A 16,980-nucleotide genomic window follows, 5' to 3' on the forward strand; every position below is an offset into this window, starting at 1 on the left:
TTCTTCTCCGAGTGCGCGTGACGGCATGAACACCGCCACGAGGACGAGAAGCGCGAGGCACTCCGCCCACCGACGTGAAATAGACATGCTTGGATTCTAGGGCGAAGTCCGTCATTGGACGTCAGGTAGTTTTCAATGTGCCGGTGCGGGTTCTCGTCGCAAGGACGGAGCCTGGGGCGGTGCCTGCTTGCGAATCGCGGGGCTGACGGGCGCGGGCGCGCCCACGTTGAAGAGGTTGACGAGCACCCCCACTGCCGCGAGCTGTGACGTGGCCGGGTTGTAGTCAATGGCCTCGCCGATGGGGAAGTCCACGGAGCTCACCGCCTGGACCTGGAGCTGTCCCTCCGGCGTGACGAGCACTGTCCACAGCAGTCCCTCCTGCGTGGTGGCGAAGACGTGCGGCTGCCCTCCCACGCTCGCCATGGCCGCGCGGAACGCGAAGGACTGCGGCAGCGCGAGGTCCTGCTTCAGGTCCACGGACCCCTGCGACTGCAGCTCCGCCGGGCGCACGCGAAACAGCCACGTGTTCTTGTCCGACGCGCCCACCGAGCACGCCACCGCCACCAGGTGGTCATCCAACAGCGCCAGCCCGTTGATGCCTCGCTGCGCACCCGGGTTGTACCGCTTGCGCACCACCACGTTCCCTTGCGGCACCTGGAGCATCACCAGGTCTCCATCCTCCGCGCCCGTGATGACGATGCCGTCACGCCACGCGACGATGTCCCGCACATTCCAGAGAGGGAATGGGCTCGGGATGGGGTTCGGCGAGCGGACATCGAGCTTCTTCAGCACGGCGAGCTGCCGGCCCTGCCGGGTCACGCTCCAGATGAGCACGAAGCCATTCTCATGACCGGTCACCAGGTACTCTCGATTCGCCTGCGTGAGGAAGACGCCGCTGTTCGCCATCCCGACGTCCGCATCATAGGCGAAGTTCTCATACCGGAAGGGCCGAGGAAGCCTGTCCATCAGCGCGGGCTCGACCTCCTCCTGAATCGCCGCGTCCCGCTCGCGCCAGAGTGTGATGGAGGCGCTGTCGTTCGACGTCACGAACGTTCGTGAATCCCTCACGGCCATCATCTCCACGCCCCGGTTGGCGGGGGTGCGCAGCACGTCCGTCAGCATCGGCCCCCACTCACCGACTCCCGGCGGACGGAAGAACGTCATCGACCCATCCCACCGCCCGACGATGAAGCGACCTGAATCCAACCACTGCAGTTGCTGTGCATACGGGTACGTGGTTCCCGCGGGGGTAAGCACCGGGGCGACATCGACCGCCGCCTCCTGGGCGAGGGCGGTGTGTTGACAGGCCATGACCCACAACAACACCAGCCGGGACAGGGCACGCATGAGTCCATCGCGCATCATGTTGAGCCTCCTCCTGCGGAAGAGCCCCCTCGGCGCGATGGAGTCAGTCAGGGATGGTCAGGTGCTCGGCCAGGGCGGCTGCGAGGCGATTGTAGCTCTCCTCCCTGCGAGTGTCGTGATTGCACAACGGCGCCATCAGCACCGGCAATCCCTTGCGCTGGCGCAAGAGATCGACAAATGCCCGACTCAGTCGCGGGTTCTTGAACAGGTCATGGATGAAGGTGCCGAAGATGGGCAGCCGCTCGTGGACCGCCCCATCGACGCCGCCCGCATAGGCGTAGAGCGGACGCGCGCTCGCGTACCGGACGAGTCCCGAGTGAATCTCATACCCCGACACCTCCCCCGCACTCGCGAAGGGATTGTCCCCCGTCGGCACGAACCGGCGATTGACCACCGTCTTCCCAGGGAGGAACTCCACGTCGATGTCGAGCAACCCCAGCCCCGTGGTGCTGCCATGCTCCGACTCACGTCGCGCCTCGTCGAGCAGCGCCCGCCCGAGCATCTGGAATCCACCACAGATGCCGACGATGGGCGTGGTGGCGCTGAGCTCGTGGAGCGCCCGGTCGAAGCCGATGCGCCGCAGGTGAAGGAGGTCCCCCACCGTGTTCTTCGTCCCCGGGAGGATGACCGCGTCCGGAGCCCCCAACTGGTCCACGGAGCGCACGAATCGGACGCGGACGTGTGGCTCCTCCTGGAGATAGTCGAAGTCCGTGCTGTTGGAGATGTGCGGCAGATACACCACCGCCACGTCGACTTCCGGTGTGCCCTGCATGCGGGGCTGGACGCGGTCCTCCTCCTCCAGCGCGAGCGAGAGATAGGGCAGCACCCCCGCGACGGGCCGCTTCGTGTGTTGCTCGATGAAGTCGAGGGCGGGCTGGAGGACCTGCCGGTCGCCTCGGAACTTGTTGATGATGAAGCCCGAGATGCGCTCCAGGTCCTCCGGCGCGACGAGCTCCAGGACCTTCAACGTGCCCAGGAGCTCCGCCGCGACGCCGCCCTTGTCGATGTCCGTGGCCAGCAACACTCGCGCATCCAGCCGATGGGCCACCTCCATGTTCACCACATCGAAGGGACGCAGGTTGGGCTCGGCGCAGCTCCCGGCACCTTCGGCGATGACCAGGTCGAAGTGGCGATTCAGGTGGTCGATGGACTCCTGGATGGCGGCCAGCTTGAGCGCGCGGTGCGTGTCGGAGAGGAAGTACTCCCGGGCATCGACGTCCCGGTGCGGCCGGCCGTGGATGATGAGCTGGCTGACACTGTCCGACTTGGGCTTGAGCAGCAGCGGGTTCATGTGGACGAGGGGCCGCTGCCGCGCCGCGAAGGACTGCACCGCCGTGGCGCGGGCAATCTCCTCGTTCTCCTCCGTGACGAAGGAGTTGAGGGACATGTTCTGCGACTTGAAGGGGGCCACGCGCAGCCCCTGATTGGCGAACAGTCGGCACAGGCCCGCGACCAGCGTCGTCTTCCCGACGTGGGAGCCCGTGCCTTGAATCATGAGGTGGGGGCGCTTCGTCATGGCGGGGCTCCTGTCGCGCGTGCACTATAGGGCGCCAACCGCTCACGGGTTCCCTTCGCGCCATGTCCGCCGCACGTTCCCTCCGTCTCCTCGGCCTCGCCCTCACGCTGCTCGCGGGCTGCCAGCGCTCCGCTCCGACGACCCAGGAGGCGGGCCCTCGTCGCCTCGTCGCGCTGGCGCCGGGCATCTCCGAGACGCTCTATGCCCTGGGGGCAGGGGACCAGGTGGTGGGGCTCTCCGACTACTCCACCTGGCCTCCCGAGACGGCCTCGGTGACGAAGGTTGGCTCCACGCTGACGCCCAACTACGAGGCCATCGCCCGCCTCAAGCCCACGCTCATCCTCGACGAGCAGGTGAAGCAGGCGCCGGAGGGCTCGCTCTCCTCGGTGGCCCCGGTGAAGGTGCTGCCCTGGCTGAGTGTGGATGACGTGGCCAACGGCATTCGCGAGCTGGGCCGGCGGACGGGACGCGAGGAGGTGGCCACGAAGCTCGCGCAGAAGGTCGAGACGACGCTGAAGCGCAAGGCACCGCCGGACGCGCCTCGGGTGCTGCTGGTGATTGGCGACGGGGCGGCGGAGCTCTCCAGCATCTGGTACATCCGCAATGACTCGCTGCATGGCGCGGCGCTGGAGGCCGCGGGTGCGCGCAACGCCGTCGCGGATGCGCCCGCGGGCCCGCCCAACATCTCCATCGAGCGGCTCCTGACGCTGGACCCGGACATCATCCTGGTGCTGTTGGACGGGCCGAAGCTGTCGCCGGAGGAGGAGGCGCGCCAGCTCGCGGCGTGGAAGCAGTTGTCCGTGCTGCGGGCCGTGAAGCAGGGCCATGTGAGGGTGGTGTCAGGGCCCGGCGTGCAGTCCACCGGGCCGCGCATCCTGGACCTGGTGGAGCAACTCCAGGCCGCGCTGCGCTTCGACGCGAAGGCTCCATGACGTCTTCCCTGGAGGTCTCCGGCGCGACGGTGCGCAAGGGTGAGCGGCTCCTGTTGGAGGACGTGTCCCTTCGCGTCGCGCCCGGAGACTTCGTGGCCATCGTCGGCCCCAACGGGGCAGGCAAGTCGACGTTGATGCGCGCGGCGCTCGGGCTGCAGCGGTTGGAGGCGGGGCGCGTCACGCTCGGAGGGCGCGAGGTGTCGGCGCTCTCGCCCCGTGAGCGCGCCGCGTTCCTCGCGTGGCTGCCCCAACGGGTCCAGGTGTCCGAGCCCATCACCGCGCTGGAGCATGTCGCCGCCGCGCGCTACCGCTTCACCGAGTCCCGTCAGCGCTCGGAGCAGGCGGCGCTCACGGCGCTGGCTCGCGTGCAGGCGGACGCGCTCGCGACGCGCCCCATCACCGAGTTGTCGGGCGGAGAGCAGCAGCGGGTCGCCGTGGCGGCGCTGCTCGCGCAGGAGGCTCCGCTGGTGATGTTGGACGAGCCCGCGAACTTCCTGGACCCCGCGCAGCAGCTCGAGTTGTACGCGCTCGTGGGGCGGCTGTGGCGCTCGGGGCTGGGGGTGCTGTGCATCACCCATGACATCAACGTGCTCGCCCATGCGATGCGGGAGGGGAGCGAGGGGCGGATTCGCGTGGTGGGGCTGTCGAGCGGCCGGGTGGCCTTCGAGTCGAGCTACGACGCGCCGGAGCTGGGTGAGCACCTGGGCCGGGTGTTCTCGGTGCGGATGCGGGGCGTGGAGGTGGAGGGCCGCCGCGTCTTCGTGAGCCTGCCCCGGGAGCACGGGTCATGAATCGGCGGTGGGTGGTGGTGTTGGGGGTGTGCGTGGCGGTGATGGGGGTGGCGCCCTTCATCGGCTCACCCATGCCGCCGGAGTCTCGCGACTTCATCCTCTGGCAGTTGCGAGTCCCTCGGACGCTGATGGCGCTCCTGGTGGGCGGCACGTTGTCGCTGGTGGGGGCGGTGTATCAATCGCTGTTCGCCAACCCGCTCGCCGCGCCGAGCACCGTGGGCACCACGGCGGGCGCCACGCTGGGTGCGCTGGTGGCCATTGTCCTGGGGGCTCGCAACGCGGTGTGGGGCTTGCCGCTCATCTCCGCGGCGGCGTTCGCGGGGGCGCTGGGCGTCAGCCTGCTCGTGGCCGCCATCGCCGCGGGGCGCAGCGTGCGGATGAATGACCTGGTCCTGGCGGGCATCGCGTTCTCGATGGCCGCGGGGGCCATCTCCATGGGCGTGCAGTTCTCCGCGGACTCCACGGAGTTGCTCTCGGCCACGCGGTGGACCATGGGGCATCTGCCTCGGGTGGGCTACCAGAGCATCGTGATGTTGGTGCCCATCGCGGCCGTGTCGGTCGTGGGGCTGTTGCTGCTCACGCGCGCGCTGGAGGTGTTCATCGCGGGGGAGGAGCATGCTGAATCGCAGGGCGTCAACGTGCGCCTGGTGCGCATCATCGCCATCGGCCTGGGCGCGATGGGCGTGGCGGGCTGTGTCGCGTGGTGCGGCCCCATCGCCTTCGTGGAGCTCATTGTCCCGCACATCGTCCGGCGAGTGCTGGGGGTGAGCCGGCGTGTGCTGCTGCCGTTCTCGGTGGTGGTGGGCGCCAGCTTCCTGGTGCTGTGTGACGCGCTGACTCGCGTCATCCCGCTCAGCAGCGAGCCTCCCGTTGGAATGGTGACCGCGGCCCTGGGCACGCCCTTGTTGGTGTACCTGGTCGCTCGCAAGTCCACCTGAGCCCGAGGGACTCAGGGCTCCAGGTTCATCGCCTTCACCACGGGCTCGTCGCCGTAGAAGTCGATGACATTCACCGCCGCGTGGACCTGGTCCAGCCGGAACAGGTGCCGGTCCGCCATGCCGAGCGCCTCGGCCAGCAGCGTGCGGTTGACGCCGCCGTGCGACACCAGCGCGAAGCACTGTCCGGGATGGCGTGCGCGCAGGGCTCGGCCTCCCGCGCGGACTCGCTCACGCATCTCGGAGAAGGTCTCTCCCTCCGGGAAGCGGACCTGCTCGGGGTGGGCCATCCACTCCGCGTAGAGGCTCGGGAAGCGGCGCTCGGCTTCTTCGTAGGTGAGTCCCTCGAAGAGGCCGAAGTCGATTTCGCGAAAGGCTTCTTCCACCTGGAGGCCCACGCCGCGCCCTTCCGCCACGCGCTTCGCCGTGTCGAGCGCGCGCAGCCGGGGACTCGAATACAGGCCATGCAGCTCCACCTGGGAGAGCAGGCTCGCCGCGCGCTGGGCCTGCACATGCCCCTCTGGCGCGAGGCTCACGTCGAGCCGGCCATAGCAGCGCCCCTTCATCTCCTCCGAGGGCCTGCCGTGCCTCACCAGAATCATCCGCGTCACGCCGCCGGGCAGCCGCCAGTCCACGCTCGTCACTCCTCTGCGAGATTCAACCGAGCGCCAGCGCCAGCACGAACACCACTGCTTCGCATATCTCGGTGTTGGCGCCCATGGTATCGCCGGTGATGCCGTCAATCTTCCTGCGGCACCACCACCCCTGGAGCGCGGATACGCCGCCCACCGCGGCGAGCAGCACTCCGCCTCTCCATCCCATCAATCCCACCGCGAAGCCGAGCGCGAGCACCGTGGCGCCCAGCACCTCGACCCGTCCGACGTGGTCGGTGATGGCCATGCCCAGACCTCCCGTTCGGCGCGCATAGGGCAGCAGCCACCCTTGAGGGACGGAGCCCCACCGGCCGAGCACCAGCGCCACCACCAGCACCGTGTCCGCGTGCCCTCGCTCCAGCAGCGCCGCCAGCGCGCTCGCCTTCAGGCCCACCATCACCACCAGGGTGACGCCGGCATACGCGCCAATCACATGGTCGCGCATGATGCGAAGCACATCCTCCTTCGTGCGTCCGCCGCCGAAGCCGTCGGCCATGTCCGCCAGTCCATCCAGGTGCAGCGCTCCGGTGAGCAGCGCGTACAGGCCGAGCAGGACATACGCGGTCACCGTGGCGGGCAGCAGGGGGTAGAGCAGGTGGCGCGCGCCCACGAGCACCGCGGCCAGCAGGGCACCGACCAGGGGAAAGCAGAGCGTCGAGCGGCCCACGTCGGCGGCGTCGAAGTTCGCGGCGCCGGGAACGGGGATGCGCGTGAGGAAGGCAATGCTGGCGAAGAGTCGCTTCATGGGAACGTGGCGGGACTCCTGCCACGTTTCGCTCGCCACGGCGAGATTCAGCGCCGCGCCTTCTCCGCGACCCCCGCCGACGCGAACGTGGCCATCTCGTGCAGGATGTGCAGGCTGCTGTCCAACAGGCCCATGGCGAGCACCGCGCCCGTTCCCTCGCCCAGCCGCAGGCCCAGGTCCAACAAGGGCCGCAGCCGCAACGCCTCCAGCACCCGGCGATGGCCCGCCTCGCGTGACATGTGACTGGCGAGCAGGAAGGGCATCACCCGGGGACACAGCCGTGCCGCCACCAATCCCGCGACAGAGGAGATGAAGCCATCCAGCATCACCGGGATGCGCCTGGACGCCGCGCCCAAGGCCACACCCGCGAGGCCCGCGATCTCGAATCCCCCCACCTTCGCGAGCACATCCAGCGGGTCCGCCGCATCCGGCTGGTTCACCGCGAGCGCGCGCCGCACCACCTCCACCTTGCGCGTGAGGCCCGCGTCGTCCACGCCCGTGCCTCGCCCCGTGGCCATGTCGGGCGACACGCCCGCCAGTACACACGTGAGCGCCGCCGACGCCGTGGTGTTGCCGATGCCCATGTCCCCCAGGCCGATCAACGTCACCCCCGACTCCGCCAGCTCCAGCGCCAGCAGCGTGCCCACGCTCAGCGCCTCCTCGGCCAGCCGGCGCGACATCGCGGGGCCTCGGGTGAAGTTCCCCGTGCCCGGCCCCAGCCGATGGTTGCGCACGCCCTGCAGGCCCGGGAGCGGCGTGCGCACGCCCATGTCCACGACCTCCACGCGGACGCCGTGCTGCCGGGCCAGGACGTTGATGGCGGCGCCACCTCTCGAGAAGTTGGCGACCATCTGCGCGGTGACCTCGGCGGGATAGGCGCTCACGCCTTCCTCCGTCACGCCGTGGTCCGCGGCCATCACCACCAGCCCCTTGCGAGGCATCGCGGGCGCGGCCTCGCCTCGCAGCGCGGCCCACTGACAGGCCAGCTCCTCCAGGCGCCCCAGGCTGCCTTGAGGCTTGGTCTTCACGTCCAGCAATCCCTGGCACTGCCTGCCAGCGTCGGTATCGGGGTCGGGAATCCGGGCGAGTACTTCGCGATACGCAGGCATGGGGGAGCCCCTTAGCGGAAACCCCTTCAAGCTAGGCGTGCGGGATGCCGACAATCAATGTATCCGAACGAGCGCCGCGCTTCGGCGCTGCATGCTGGTGGACACAACCTTGTCTCGCACGTTCGTGGACTACAGACGCGCGGTGCGACTCAATTTCCGGTGGACGCGGAGTCGGAAGCCTCGGGCTCCGACAGGAAGCGCCGCCGCAGTGTCTTCGTCACCTCCACGTCCCAGCGGGCGGAGAGCACCTCCACGAAGGTCCTCCTCCAGCGCAGCGCGCACGCCAGGCACGCCAGCGTCACGACGAGCGCGATGACCGCGTTCTGCCACGAGGCCAGGTCCCACTGCCCCGCCCAGAACCACTCCCGCATGCTCGTGGGCCAGTAGTAGTGGATGGGCCACCCAGGGCCGCTGCCCATGAGGTCGCAGAGGAGGTGCAGGTGGAAGGCCCCCAGCGCGAGCAGCGCCACGCGGGCGCGCTCCTTCGCCATCGCCATGCACACCGCGGCGGTGATGAGCGCCCCCACGTAGCCGTGGAAGAGCACGTGGTGATAGCGCACGTAGGACGCCTCGCCCGCCAGCAGCGTGAGTCCATCCAGGTCCGGAGCAAGCCCCGCGCAGGTGATGAGGATGCGGTCCCGGCGCTCGCGCAGGACCTGGGACATCAGCCACGACAGCTCCGCATGGACGATGGGGCTCATGTGCCGCGAGCCTACGTCAGCCCGCCTCCCTCACGACGGCACGGGTGAGGCGCGAGGCGTGCCGAGCAGCTCCAGCGTGCGCACCGCCACATCCGCCAGGGTGGACGAGCACGGCATGCAGCCGCCACCGCAGCAGGTGGGCCAGTCGCCCTCCGCGTCCCGGAGCAGCGGGTACACGCAGCCGCGCAGCGAGTCCGGCAGGCCAGCCTCCTCACAAGCCTGGCGCAGCGCCGCCTGCACGGTGGGGTCCTTCACATCGAGCACGCCCACTTCATAACGGCCCGCGCGACTCCCGGCGCGCCGCTTCACACTCCGAGCGGGCGGACAGGCCCCTTCTGTGCTTTCCGCCCCCAGTGTCGAAGTTTTTCGTTGCGCCGACTAGTTAGGGACCTTACGACACGCACTCAGCAGCTCCTGGAGTCCCGCTCGGACCATGACCGTGAACCCTCCCCCCATCACCCGCTACGAGCGGTTGCAGCGCCTGGCGAAGCGCTTTCCGGAGCTGGACCCCGGCGCCATCGAGACCTGCATCTCCCTGCTGCGGTTGTCCAACGACTTGTCGGCCGCCTACGACACGAGCCTGGCGCGCTGGGGGCTGTCCACGGGCCGCTTCACGGTGCTGGTCCGCCTGTACTCCGCCTGCGAGACGGAGGAGGGCCGGAGCCTCACCCCCGCGGAGCTCGCGGAGAGCTCCTGTGTGAGCCGCGCCACCATGACGGGGCTGCTCGACACGCTGGAGAAGGACGGCCTCATCTCCCGGGAGGACCACCCCGAAGACCGCCGGATGTACACCGTGAGCCTCACCCGCAAGGCCCGTGCGCTGCTCGAGGAGATGTTCCCCGAGCACTACCGCCGCGTGGCCTCGCTCATGTCGGGCTTGAGTGAGGAGGAGCGCGACACCCTCCGGACGCTGCTGGCCAAGGTCTCCACGCACCTGCCCGCCTTCCGGGAGCCGTAGTCCTCCAAGCCCTCGCATCCCCTCTGTCGGGCCCGGCGGAAGTCTCGCCACGCCCAAGTGGTTAGCCACCAAATCATCGACCTGTTGAACCTTTGAGAAACGCCATGAGTACTGCTTCCCCCTCGATGGATTCCCCGAACCATGACACCTCGAAGACGACGCCTTCGCTCGTGAAGGAGCCCGCCGCGCCGCGCTCCCGCGCGAAGAAGGTGCTGCCCGCGCTCCTGGGCCTGGCGCTGGTGGGCGGTGGCGCGCGCTGGCTGGTGTCGCGCGGCCACGAGTCCACCGACGACGCCCAGGTGGAGGGCCGCATCGCCAACGTGTCCCCGCGCATCTCCGGCCAGGTGGCCAAGGTGCTGGTGAACGACAACCAGCGCGTGAAGGCCGGCGAGGTCCTGGTGGAGCTGGACGCCACGGACCTGGAGGCGAAGCTGGAGGTGGCTCGCGCGGACGTGCAGAGCGCGGAGGCGCAGGCGTCCAACGCGCAGGCGCAGCTGTCCCTCACGGAGGTCAACGCGGGCGCGACGCTGCGGCAGGCCCGAGGCGGCGTGGTGCAGGCGAGCAGCGGCATCAGCTCGTCCAAGGCGGCGCTGAACCAGGCGCAGGCGGACGTGGTGGCGGCGGAGGCTCGCTTCAAGCTGGCCGACGCGGACCTGTCACGCGTGAAGACGCTGAAGGCGGAGGGCGCGGTGACGCAGGCGGACCTGGACGCGCGGGAGTCCGCGTATGACCAGTCCAAGGCGGCGCTGGATGTGGCTCGCGCGAAGCTCGCGTCCACCGAGGCGGGCGTGCAGGGCTCGTCCGGTGGCCTGGAGACGGCGCAGGGCCGGCTGGCCGCGGCGGAGACGGGGCCGGTGCAGGTGACGGCGGCGCAGGCGGCGGTGAAGCTGGCCGACGCGAAGCTGAAGCAGGCGCAGGCCGCGCTGCACCTGGCGGAGCTGGCGGTCTCCTACACGAAGGTGCGCGCGCCGGTGGACGGCGTGGTGAGCCGCCGCACGGTGGAGCTGGGGCAGATGGTGGGCCCGGAGCGTCCGCTGATGGCGGTGGTGCCGCAGGACGACGTCTGGGTGGTCGCCAACTTCAAGGAGGACCAGGTGGGCGAGATGAAGGAGGGGCAGCCCGTGGACGTGACGGTGGATGCGTTCAGCGGCCACTCCTTCAAGGGGCACGTCGACAGCCTCGCGGGCGCCAGCGGCGCGCGCTTCGCGTTGCTGCCCCCGGACAACGCCTCCGGCAACTTCGTCAAGGTGGTGCAGCGCATCCCGGTGCTCATCCGCTTCGATGGTGATGCGCAGGGCCTGGCGCTCAAGCCGGGCATGAGCGCCATCGTCACCGTGGACACGAGGAGCAACTAGTCGTGAAGGGTGAGGTCATCACCGGCTCGAAGGCCGGTATCACCATCGCCGCCATGGCCGCGGCGCTGATGTCCGTGCTGGACATCTCCATCGTCAACGTCGCGCTCAGTGACATCCGCGCGAGCTTTGGCACGCCGTTGGACCAGATTGCCTGGGTGTCCACCGGCTACATGATGGCCAACGTGGTCGTCATCCCGATGACGGGCTGGCTCCAGCGCCGCTTCGGCTTCCGGCGCTACTTCACCGCGTCCATCCTCATGTTCACCGCGGCCAGCGTGCTGTGCGGCCTGGCGTGGAACCTGCCGTCGCTGGTGCTCTTCCGCATCCTCCAAGGCGTGGGCGGCGGCGCCATCATCCCCACGTCGCAGGCCATCCTCTTCGCGCGCTATCCCCAGAAGGAGCACGGCATGGCCGGCGCGCTCTTCGGCCTGGGCGCGGTGACGGGGCCGCTCTTGGGGCCCACCGTGGGCGGGATGCTCATCGAGGTGGCGAGCTGGCACTGGATATTCCTCATCAACCTGCCGGTGGGCCTGTTCGCCGCGTACATGGCGTGGCGTCACATCGAGCAGGAGGACTTCCAGCCCTCCACGGACCGCGTGGACCGCTGGGGCATCGCGCTCTTGGCGGTGGGCATGGCCGCGCTCCAGTTCGTGCTGGAGGAGGGGACTCGCGAGGACTGGTTCGACAGCATGAAGATCACCGTGCTCGCGGTGATAGCGGGCGTGGCGCTCATCACGTTCATCGTCCATGAGCTGGAGACACCCCAGCCGGTGGTGGACTTGCGCGTGTTCGCCAACCGCTCCTACGCGGCGGCGACCGGCGTCAACTTCCTCATCGGCACGGCGCTGTTCGGCGGCTCGTTCCTGTTCAGCCTCTTCTGCGGCACGGTGATGCGCTACTCGGCGCTCGACATCGGGCTGGTGTTCCTCAAGGGCAGCGCCATCCAGTTGCTGCTGATGCCGCTCATCGGCCGCTTCGGGGGCAAGGTGGACGGACGCCTGCTCGTGGGCCTGGGCATCATCGGCATGAGCTTCTCGCTGTGGACCAACGGCCACCTGACGAGCACGGCGGACGAGGCGGCGCTGATTACCCCCGTGTTCATCCGCGCCTGCTCCATGGGCTTCATCTTCGTGCCCCTGTCGGTGATGGCGCTCAGCAACCTGCGGCCGGACCAGCGCGGCAACGCGGCGGGGTTGTTCAACCTGACGCGCGAGCTGGGTGGGTCCATCGGCACGGCGTGGATGAGCAGCGCGCTCAACCGGCTGACGAAGGTGAACACCACGGCGCTCTCCTCGCACGTGGATGTGTATGGACAGGTGACGCAGGAGCAACTCGCCGGCCTCAAGGCCACGGTCGCCGCGCGGGTGACGGACCCCTTGGCCGCCGCCTACGGCCTCATGGGGCAGCGCATCAACCTGCAAGCGCTGGTGCGCGCCTTCAACGCCAACTTCACCGTGCTCACCGCCATCTTCGCCTGCTCGCTGGTGCTGGTGGTGATGCTGCGGCGCGCGAACCCCGGCGTGAAGGTGGAGGGCGCTCACTAGCGCCGTCCCCACCGAGGCGTCTGTGGAAGAGAAGCGGGTCCGCCCTCGACGAGAGCGGACCCGCTTCTTGTTGCGACGTGTCGTCCTCGAGCGCTTCAGCGCCGCGAGACGCGGACCTCGGCGGCCTTGCGTCGGCGTCCCAGCAGGGCGAGCGCCAGCAGCACCGTGGCCGCGATGAACGGCGCGCCGCCGGTGGACGTGGAGCCGCAGCCGCTGCCGCCGGGCTTGGGATTCTCCCGGTCGTCGTTGTTCACCACGCCCGTGCCCGGGGTGCCGGGGTTGGTGGGCGTGGGCACGCTGATGACCGGCGGCGTGGGATTCGGAGCCGGCGTAGGCGTCGGGTCCGGAGCCGGCGGGGGCGTCGGTTCAGGAGTCGGCGTCGGCGTCGGCTCTGGAGTCGGCGGCGGAGGCGGAGGCATGACGTCCTCCAGCGCGGTGCTCATGACGAAGCCGTCGTGGTACACGCTGGCCTCGGGCTTGATGCTGTCCTCGCGATACAGGCCGAGCTTCAGGTAGTTCATCTCGCTGCCGTACTGCGTGGCGCCCATCGTCTTGGGCAGCACCAGCTTCCCGTTGTGCCAGAGCTGCACGAAGCCCACCTTGGGGTTGGCGGACCACTTCACCTGAAGCACGAAGTCGTGCCACTGGCCTCGGGACAGCGGGCCCTCCCAGGGGATGGGGCCGTCCGCTCCCCCCACGCGCAGGTGCATCCGGTCCCCGCGCACGAAGAACTCCAGCGGCGGCGAGCCACAGCAGCCTTCCTGGTGCCACTGCGCGAACACCTGCCAGCCGTCGGAGAGCGGGTAGTTGCTGGGGAACAACGTGCTCCACTTGTAGAAGTACGTCGAGCCGGTCTTCTCTTCACTGATGTAGAGCAGCTCGTTGCGGTTGCCGCTGGCGCCGATGGGGTCATCCCCTTGGCGGACCGTGGCCTTCAGCGCGTAGCGGCCCTCTCGCACCACGTCCGTCACCACCTGCAGGCGGCTGTTGGAGACGCTTTGCGTTCGCGTCCACTGCGAAAGGTTGCCGGTCTCGAAGTCGCCCTTCCACACCACGCTCGCGGACGCGAGGGAGGGGGCAAGCAACGCCAGGGCTGCGAGTCGAAGGGATGGGGTCAAACAGGGTCCTTTCATTCCGGGTTGGCGGCGCATGGGACACCCGGGCGGCCAAACTGCTTCCCGCTCGAGCCCGCCCGCCAACCCCCACTCGCTCATGCGTCCGGTCCGCCGCTCGTGGGGGAACGCGGAGGCGCCGCGCTCGTGCCGTCGCTTGCCTCGCGAGTTCTGACGCAGTGATTCCCGGGGGATGGACGCACGGCGTCAGGGTGGGTGCCTGAGCCACTTCGCCTCAGGTACCGCTGGGTCCCCCTCCGGCCTGACTCCGCGCCGCTGCGTCGCATGCCCGGTCTCATGCGCGCATCGCGCGGGATTCATTCCGCGGATTTATTTCGCGCGAGGACTCGCGGGCGTGTCCGTTCGTACAGGGCAGGTGTGAACCATGGGACGCCTGTGTCTTCGGCGCCCGATGTCGGGATTCACGCGAAAGTCGGCGCCGAGGGGAGGGTTGGTGTAGAACCCGACAGGTGGGTGGCTGCCTGGGGAGGCAGGCACCCGAGGGGGCAGCATGTTGAAGTCGGCTTCTGACAAGGCGTGGGCCGTGGCGTTGGTCGCGCCCGTGCTTGTCGTGACGTTCCTGCTCGCGCGGACGCCGTCGGGAGGCGGTGGAGTCGAGCCCCGCTTCTGGGCCGAGCGCCGCGCCGTCGCGCGCATCGAAGCCCGGCTCACCTATCCCGAAGCGGACCGCTATCGCCCCCGTGTGTCGGCCGGTGGGTGTCTGGTTCCTCCCGAGCCCATTCCCTTGAAGGAACTGGCCCGCCTGGAAGCGGATGGGAACTGGGCGGGCATCGCCGCCGCCTATGGGCTGCAAGGAGAGTGGAACCAGGCGGGCTCCTTCCTCGCGCGGATGTCCTCCTCTCCGGACCGCGACAGTGATTTGGCCGCGGTGCACCTGTCCCGCGGCGCGCATGAGCAGGCGTTGCAGTTGCTCGATGGCGTGCTGGCCTCCCATCCCCGACATGCCCAGGCGCTGTGGAACCGCGCGCTGGTGCTGCGGGACATGGGCCTCACGATGAAGGCGGCGGAGACCTTCGAGAAGGTGGCCGCGCTCGGTGAGCAGGGCTGGAGCCGCGAGGCCCGGGCTCACGCGGTGACGCTGCGCGAGGAGACGATGGAGCGCGCGCGGAAGTGGCGCGGGGCTCGCGACGCGACGCTGGCGCTGCTGGAGGACTCGAATGCGCCCCTGCCGCTCCAGGAGGCCCGCCAGAGTCCGGGCGTGGTGCGGCAGCACTTCTACGACGTGGTCCGCGCGTCGCCGTCGAAGGAGCGCGCGCTGTCGCTGATGCCGCTGGCGCGCGAGCTGGACCGCATCCAGGGGGGCTCCTCGCTGGGCGACTACGTGACGCGCGTGGCGGCGCGGGACTTCGCGCGCCGGGGGCAGCTGGCGAAGGGCTACGCGGAGCTCGTGCGCAAGCGCGCCACCGCGCCCGAGTCCCTGGTGGAGTCGGTGCGGGCCTCCGGCGAGGACGACCTCTTCGTGGGCCTGGCGCTGCACAACAAGGCCGCGCTGCGCTACCTGCCGGACCTCCTGGCCCGAGGCCAGCGCGACCAGGACTCCTGGCTCAACCTCTTCCTGGAGCGCGAGCAGGCCCGCAAGGAGATGGCGGACGGCGAGTGGTGGAAGGCCGAGCAGCGCCTGTTCAACGCGCTCCAGCGCTGCCGCGAGGGCGCGTTCTCCGCTCGCTGCGTGGAGCTGGAGGTCCGCCTGGGCATCCTCTATGGCGACTTGCGGCGGCTGACGGAGGCCGAGCAGCACGTGCGCACCGCGTGGTCCTGGGCGCGGCAGCTCCACGAGTGGGAGCTGGAGCTCACCTCGCTGGAGGTGCTCGTCCACATCTCCCGCGACCGCAGCGACTTCTCCAGCGCGCTGGCCTACGTGGAGGAGTGGTCCGCGCGCGGAGGCCGCTCGCCCAACTGCTACTGGCCTCACATCAACCAGGCCCACACGTACTACCTGGCCCTGCGCCCGGAGGCCGCGCGGGCCTCGCTGGACGCCGCGGCCGCGTGCCCCGAGGCGACGCTGGACCTGATGTACGGCGCCACGTTCGCGGAGCTGTCCCGCGCCACGCTGGACCCGAAGGACGTGGAGCGGCTGCGCCACGCGCTGGACGTCGCGCGCGCCACCAACCCCATGCCCGGTGACGCCGTCTACGCGCGCTACATCGAGGGCCGCTTCGCACTGGACCGGGAGCATGCGCGGGGCGTGGAGCTGCTCACGCAGGCCATCGAGGACGCGCGCAAGCTGCCCTCCTCCGACACGCTGGCGCGAGAGGCGTGGACGCTGAGCTACTCCTCGCTCGTCACCGACGCGGGGCGCACGGGCGACTTCGCGCGGGTGCTGGAGCTGATGGCGGGGCAGCTGGGCACGCAGGTCCCCAAGACGTGTGCGCTGGCCGCCGCCGTACACAACGAGCGCTCCGTGGCCGTGGCGCGTGGCCCGGGCGGTGAGCTGGTGGGGGACTACCAGGGAGACCGCAAGGCGCCCTTCGCGGACAGCCCCAGCACGCAGCTGGTCCCGGAGCCCGTGCGCCGCGCGCTCAAGGGCTGCCCCCAGGTGGAGGTGCTCGCGTGGGCGCCTGTCTTCGGCCGCACGGACCTGCTGCCCTCGGACCTGCCATGGAGCTTCCGCATGGGGAAGGCGGCGGCGCCCTCGGTGGGAGGCGCGGCGTCACGCCGGCTGGTGGTCTCCAGCGTGGAGGCGCCCTCGCTCCTGCAGCTGCCCCGGCTGCCCACGTGGACACCGCCCGCGGATGAGCCGGAGCCCGCGGCGCTGGAGCTGCTGACGGGCTCGGATGCCACGCCCTCGCGCGTGCTCTCCAGCATGTCGGACGCGACCGAAATCGAGATTCACGCGCACGGCATCAGCGACCCGGTCCTCTCCGATGCGTCGCTGGTGGTGCTGTCCCCCGAGGGGAACGGCCGCTATGCGCTGACGGCCGACATCGTGCGGAGGCAGAAGCTCGCGGGCTCGCCGCTGGTGTTCCTGGCGGCGTGCAGCGCGGGGCGGCTGGCGTCCACCACCACGCATGAGCCCTTCAGCCTGCCGGCCGCCTTCATCGAGGCGGGCGCTCGCGCGGTGCTCGCGTCCACCGTGGACATCCCGGATGCGGCGGGGCGCTTCTTCGAAGGGGTGCGCCAGCGCATCCGAGGCGGCGCCGCGCCCGCGGTGGCCCTGCGGGACGAGCGCAACAAGTGGCTGGCGCGGGATGCTCGCAACAGCTGGACGCACCACGTGCTGCTGGTGGAGACGTCCGACTGACG

15 protein-coding genes are annotated in these 16,980 nt (G+C 69.8%); 7 read left to right on the top strand and 8 right to left on the bottom strand.

Annotated features, from left to right (window positions below):
- Nucleotides 1-132 precede the first annotated feature (132 nt).
- Together MYSTI_RS04845 and MYSTI_RS04850 are read right to left on the bottom strand one after the other, a co-directional pair.
- Nucleotides 133-1,365 carry a hypothetical protein gene (locus MYSTI_RS04845; protein ID WP_015346584.1) on the bottom strand — a complete coding sequence of 411 codons (1,233 nt, stop codon included), beginning with the start codon at nt 1,363-1,365 and terminating at the stop codon, nt 133-135.
- A gap of 43 nt (nt 1,366-1,408) precedes the next feature.
- Nucleotides 1,409-2,881 (bottom strand): cobyric acid synthase, encoded by a 1,473-nt coding sequence (locus MYSTI_RS04850; RefSeq protein ID WP_015346585.1) that lies wholly within the window; start codon nt 2,879-2,881, stop codon nt 1,409-1,411.
- A gap of 62 nt (nt 2,882-2,943) precedes the next feature.
- On the opposite strand from MYSTI_RS04850, the gene MYSTI_RS04855 reads away from it, so the two are divergent.
- The 3 genes from MYSTI_RS04855 to MYSTI_RS04865 are packed head-to-tail and all read left to right on the top strand — an operon-like array spanning nt 2,944 to nt 5,542.
- Entirely contained in the window at nt 2,944-3,813 is an 870-nt protein-coding gene (locus MYSTI_RS04855) for an ABC transporter substrate-binding protein (protein WP_015346586.1), read from the top strand.
- Nucleotides 3,810-4,604, top strand: a complete 795-nt coding sequence (locus MYSTI_RS04860; RefSeq protein ID WP_015346587.1) for an ABC transporter ATP-binding protein — start codon at nt 3,810-3,812, stop codon at nt 4,602-4,604. Before MYSTI_RS04855 ends, MYSTI_RS04860 begins: the two co-directional genes overlap by 4 nt.
- The gene (locus MYSTI_RS04865) at nt 4,601-5,542 is read left to right on the top strand and encodes a FecCD family ABC transporter permease (protein ID WP_015346588.1); all 942 of its coding nucleotides are present in this window, start codon (nt 4,601-4,603) and stop codon (nt 5,540-5,542) included. Before MYSTI_RS04860 ends, MYSTI_RS04865 begins: the two co-directional genes overlap by 4 nt.
- Before the next feature lie 11 nt (nt 5,543-5,553).
- Here MYSTI_RS04865 and MYSTI_RS04870 read toward each other — a convergent pair whose 3' ends face one another.
- The 5 genes from MYSTI_RS04870 to MYSTI_RS04890 form a co-directional block, all read right to left on the bottom strand.
- Entirely contained in the window at nt 5,554-6,174 is a 621-nt protein-coding gene (locus MYSTI_RS04870; RefSeq protein WP_015346589.1) for a histidine phosphatase family protein, read from the bottom strand.
- 22 nt (nt 6,175-6,196) lie between these two features.
- A complete protein-coding gene (gene cobS, locus MYSTI_RS04875; RefSeq protein ID WP_015346590.1) occupies nt 6,197-6,937 on the bottom strand; it encodes an adenosylcobinamide-GDP ribazoletransferase in 741 nt (246 codons plus the stop codon).
- A 47-nt stretch (nt 6,938-6,984) separates the two neighbouring features.
- Nucleotides 6,985-8,046: a nicotinate-nucleotide--dimethylbenzimidazole phosphoribosyltransferase gene (gene cobT, locus MYSTI_RS04880; RefSeq protein WP_015346591.1), complete on the bottom strand. Its 1,062-nt coding sequence runs from the start codon at nt 8,044-8,046 to the stop codon at nt 6,985-6,987.
- A 149-nt stretch (nt 8,047-8,195) separates the two neighbouring features.
- Complete coding sequence (locus MYSTI_RS04885; RefSeq protein WP_015346592.1) at nt 8,196-8,747, bottom strand: metal-dependent hydrolase; 552 nt, start codon at nt 8,745-8,747, stop codon at nt 8,196-8,198.
- Nucleotides 8,748-8,777: 30 nt separating this feature from the next.
- Nucleotides 8,778-9,011: a hypothetical protein gene (locus tag MYSTI_RS04890; RefSeq protein ID WP_015346593.1), complete on the bottom strand. Its 234-nt coding sequence runs from the start codon at nt 9,009-9,011 to the stop codon at nt 8,778-8,780.
- A 169-nt stretch (nt 9,012-9,180) separates the two neighbouring features.
- Here MYSTI_RS04890 and MYSTI_RS04895 point away from each other — a divergent pair, with 169 nt between their 5' ends.
- The 3 genes from MYSTI_RS04895 to MYSTI_RS04905 all read left to right on the top strand — a co-directional run bounded on the left by MYSTI_RS04895 (nt 9,181) and on the right by MYSTI_RS04905 (nt 12,604).
- Entirely contained in the window at nt 9,181-9,705 is a 525-nt protein-coding gene (locus tag MYSTI_RS04895) for a MarR family winged helix-turn-helix transcriptional regulator (RefSeq protein WP_015346594.1), read from the top strand.
- Between the two features lie 104 nt (nt 9,706-9,809).
- Nucleotides 9,810-11,060, top strand: coding sequence for an HlyD family secretion protein (locus MYSTI_RS04900; RefSeq protein ID WP_015346595.1), 1,251 nt, complete (start codon nt 9,810-9,812; stop codon nt 11,058-11,060).
- 2 nt (nt 11,061-11,062) lie between these two features.
- Nucleotides 11,063-12,604: a DHA2 family efflux MFS transporter permease subunit gene (locus tag MYSTI_RS04905; RefSeq protein WP_015346596.1), complete on the top strand. Its 1,542-nt coding sequence runs from the start codon at nt 11,063-11,065 to the stop codon at nt 12,602-12,604.
- A 95-nt stretch (nt 12,605-12,699) separates the two neighbouring features.
- On the opposite strand, the gene MYSTI_RS04910 is transcribed toward MYSTI_RS04905, so the two are convergent.
- Complete coding sequence (locus MYSTI_RS04910; protein WP_015346597.1) at nt 12,700-13,722, bottom strand: polysaccharide lyase family 20 protein; 1,023 nt, start codon at nt 13,720-13,722, stop codon at nt 12,700-12,702.
- A 505-nt stretch (nt 13,723-14,227) separates the two neighbouring features.
- On the opposite strand from MYSTI_RS04910, the gene MYSTI_RS04915 reads away from it, so the two are divergent.
- Nucleotides 14,228-16,978 (top strand): CHAT domain-containing protein, encoded by a 2,751-nt coding sequence (locus MYSTI_RS04915; protein WP_015346598.1) that lies wholly within the window; start codon nt 14,228-14,230, stop codon nt 16,976-16,978.
- The last annotated feature ends 2 nt before the right edge of the window (nt 16,979-16,980 follow it).

Source organism: Myxococcus stipitatus DSM 14675 (genome assembly GCF_000331735.1).
GTDB classification, from domain to species: Bacteria; Myxococcota; Myxococcia; order Myxococcales; family Myxococcaceae; genus Myxococcus; species Myxococcus stipitatus.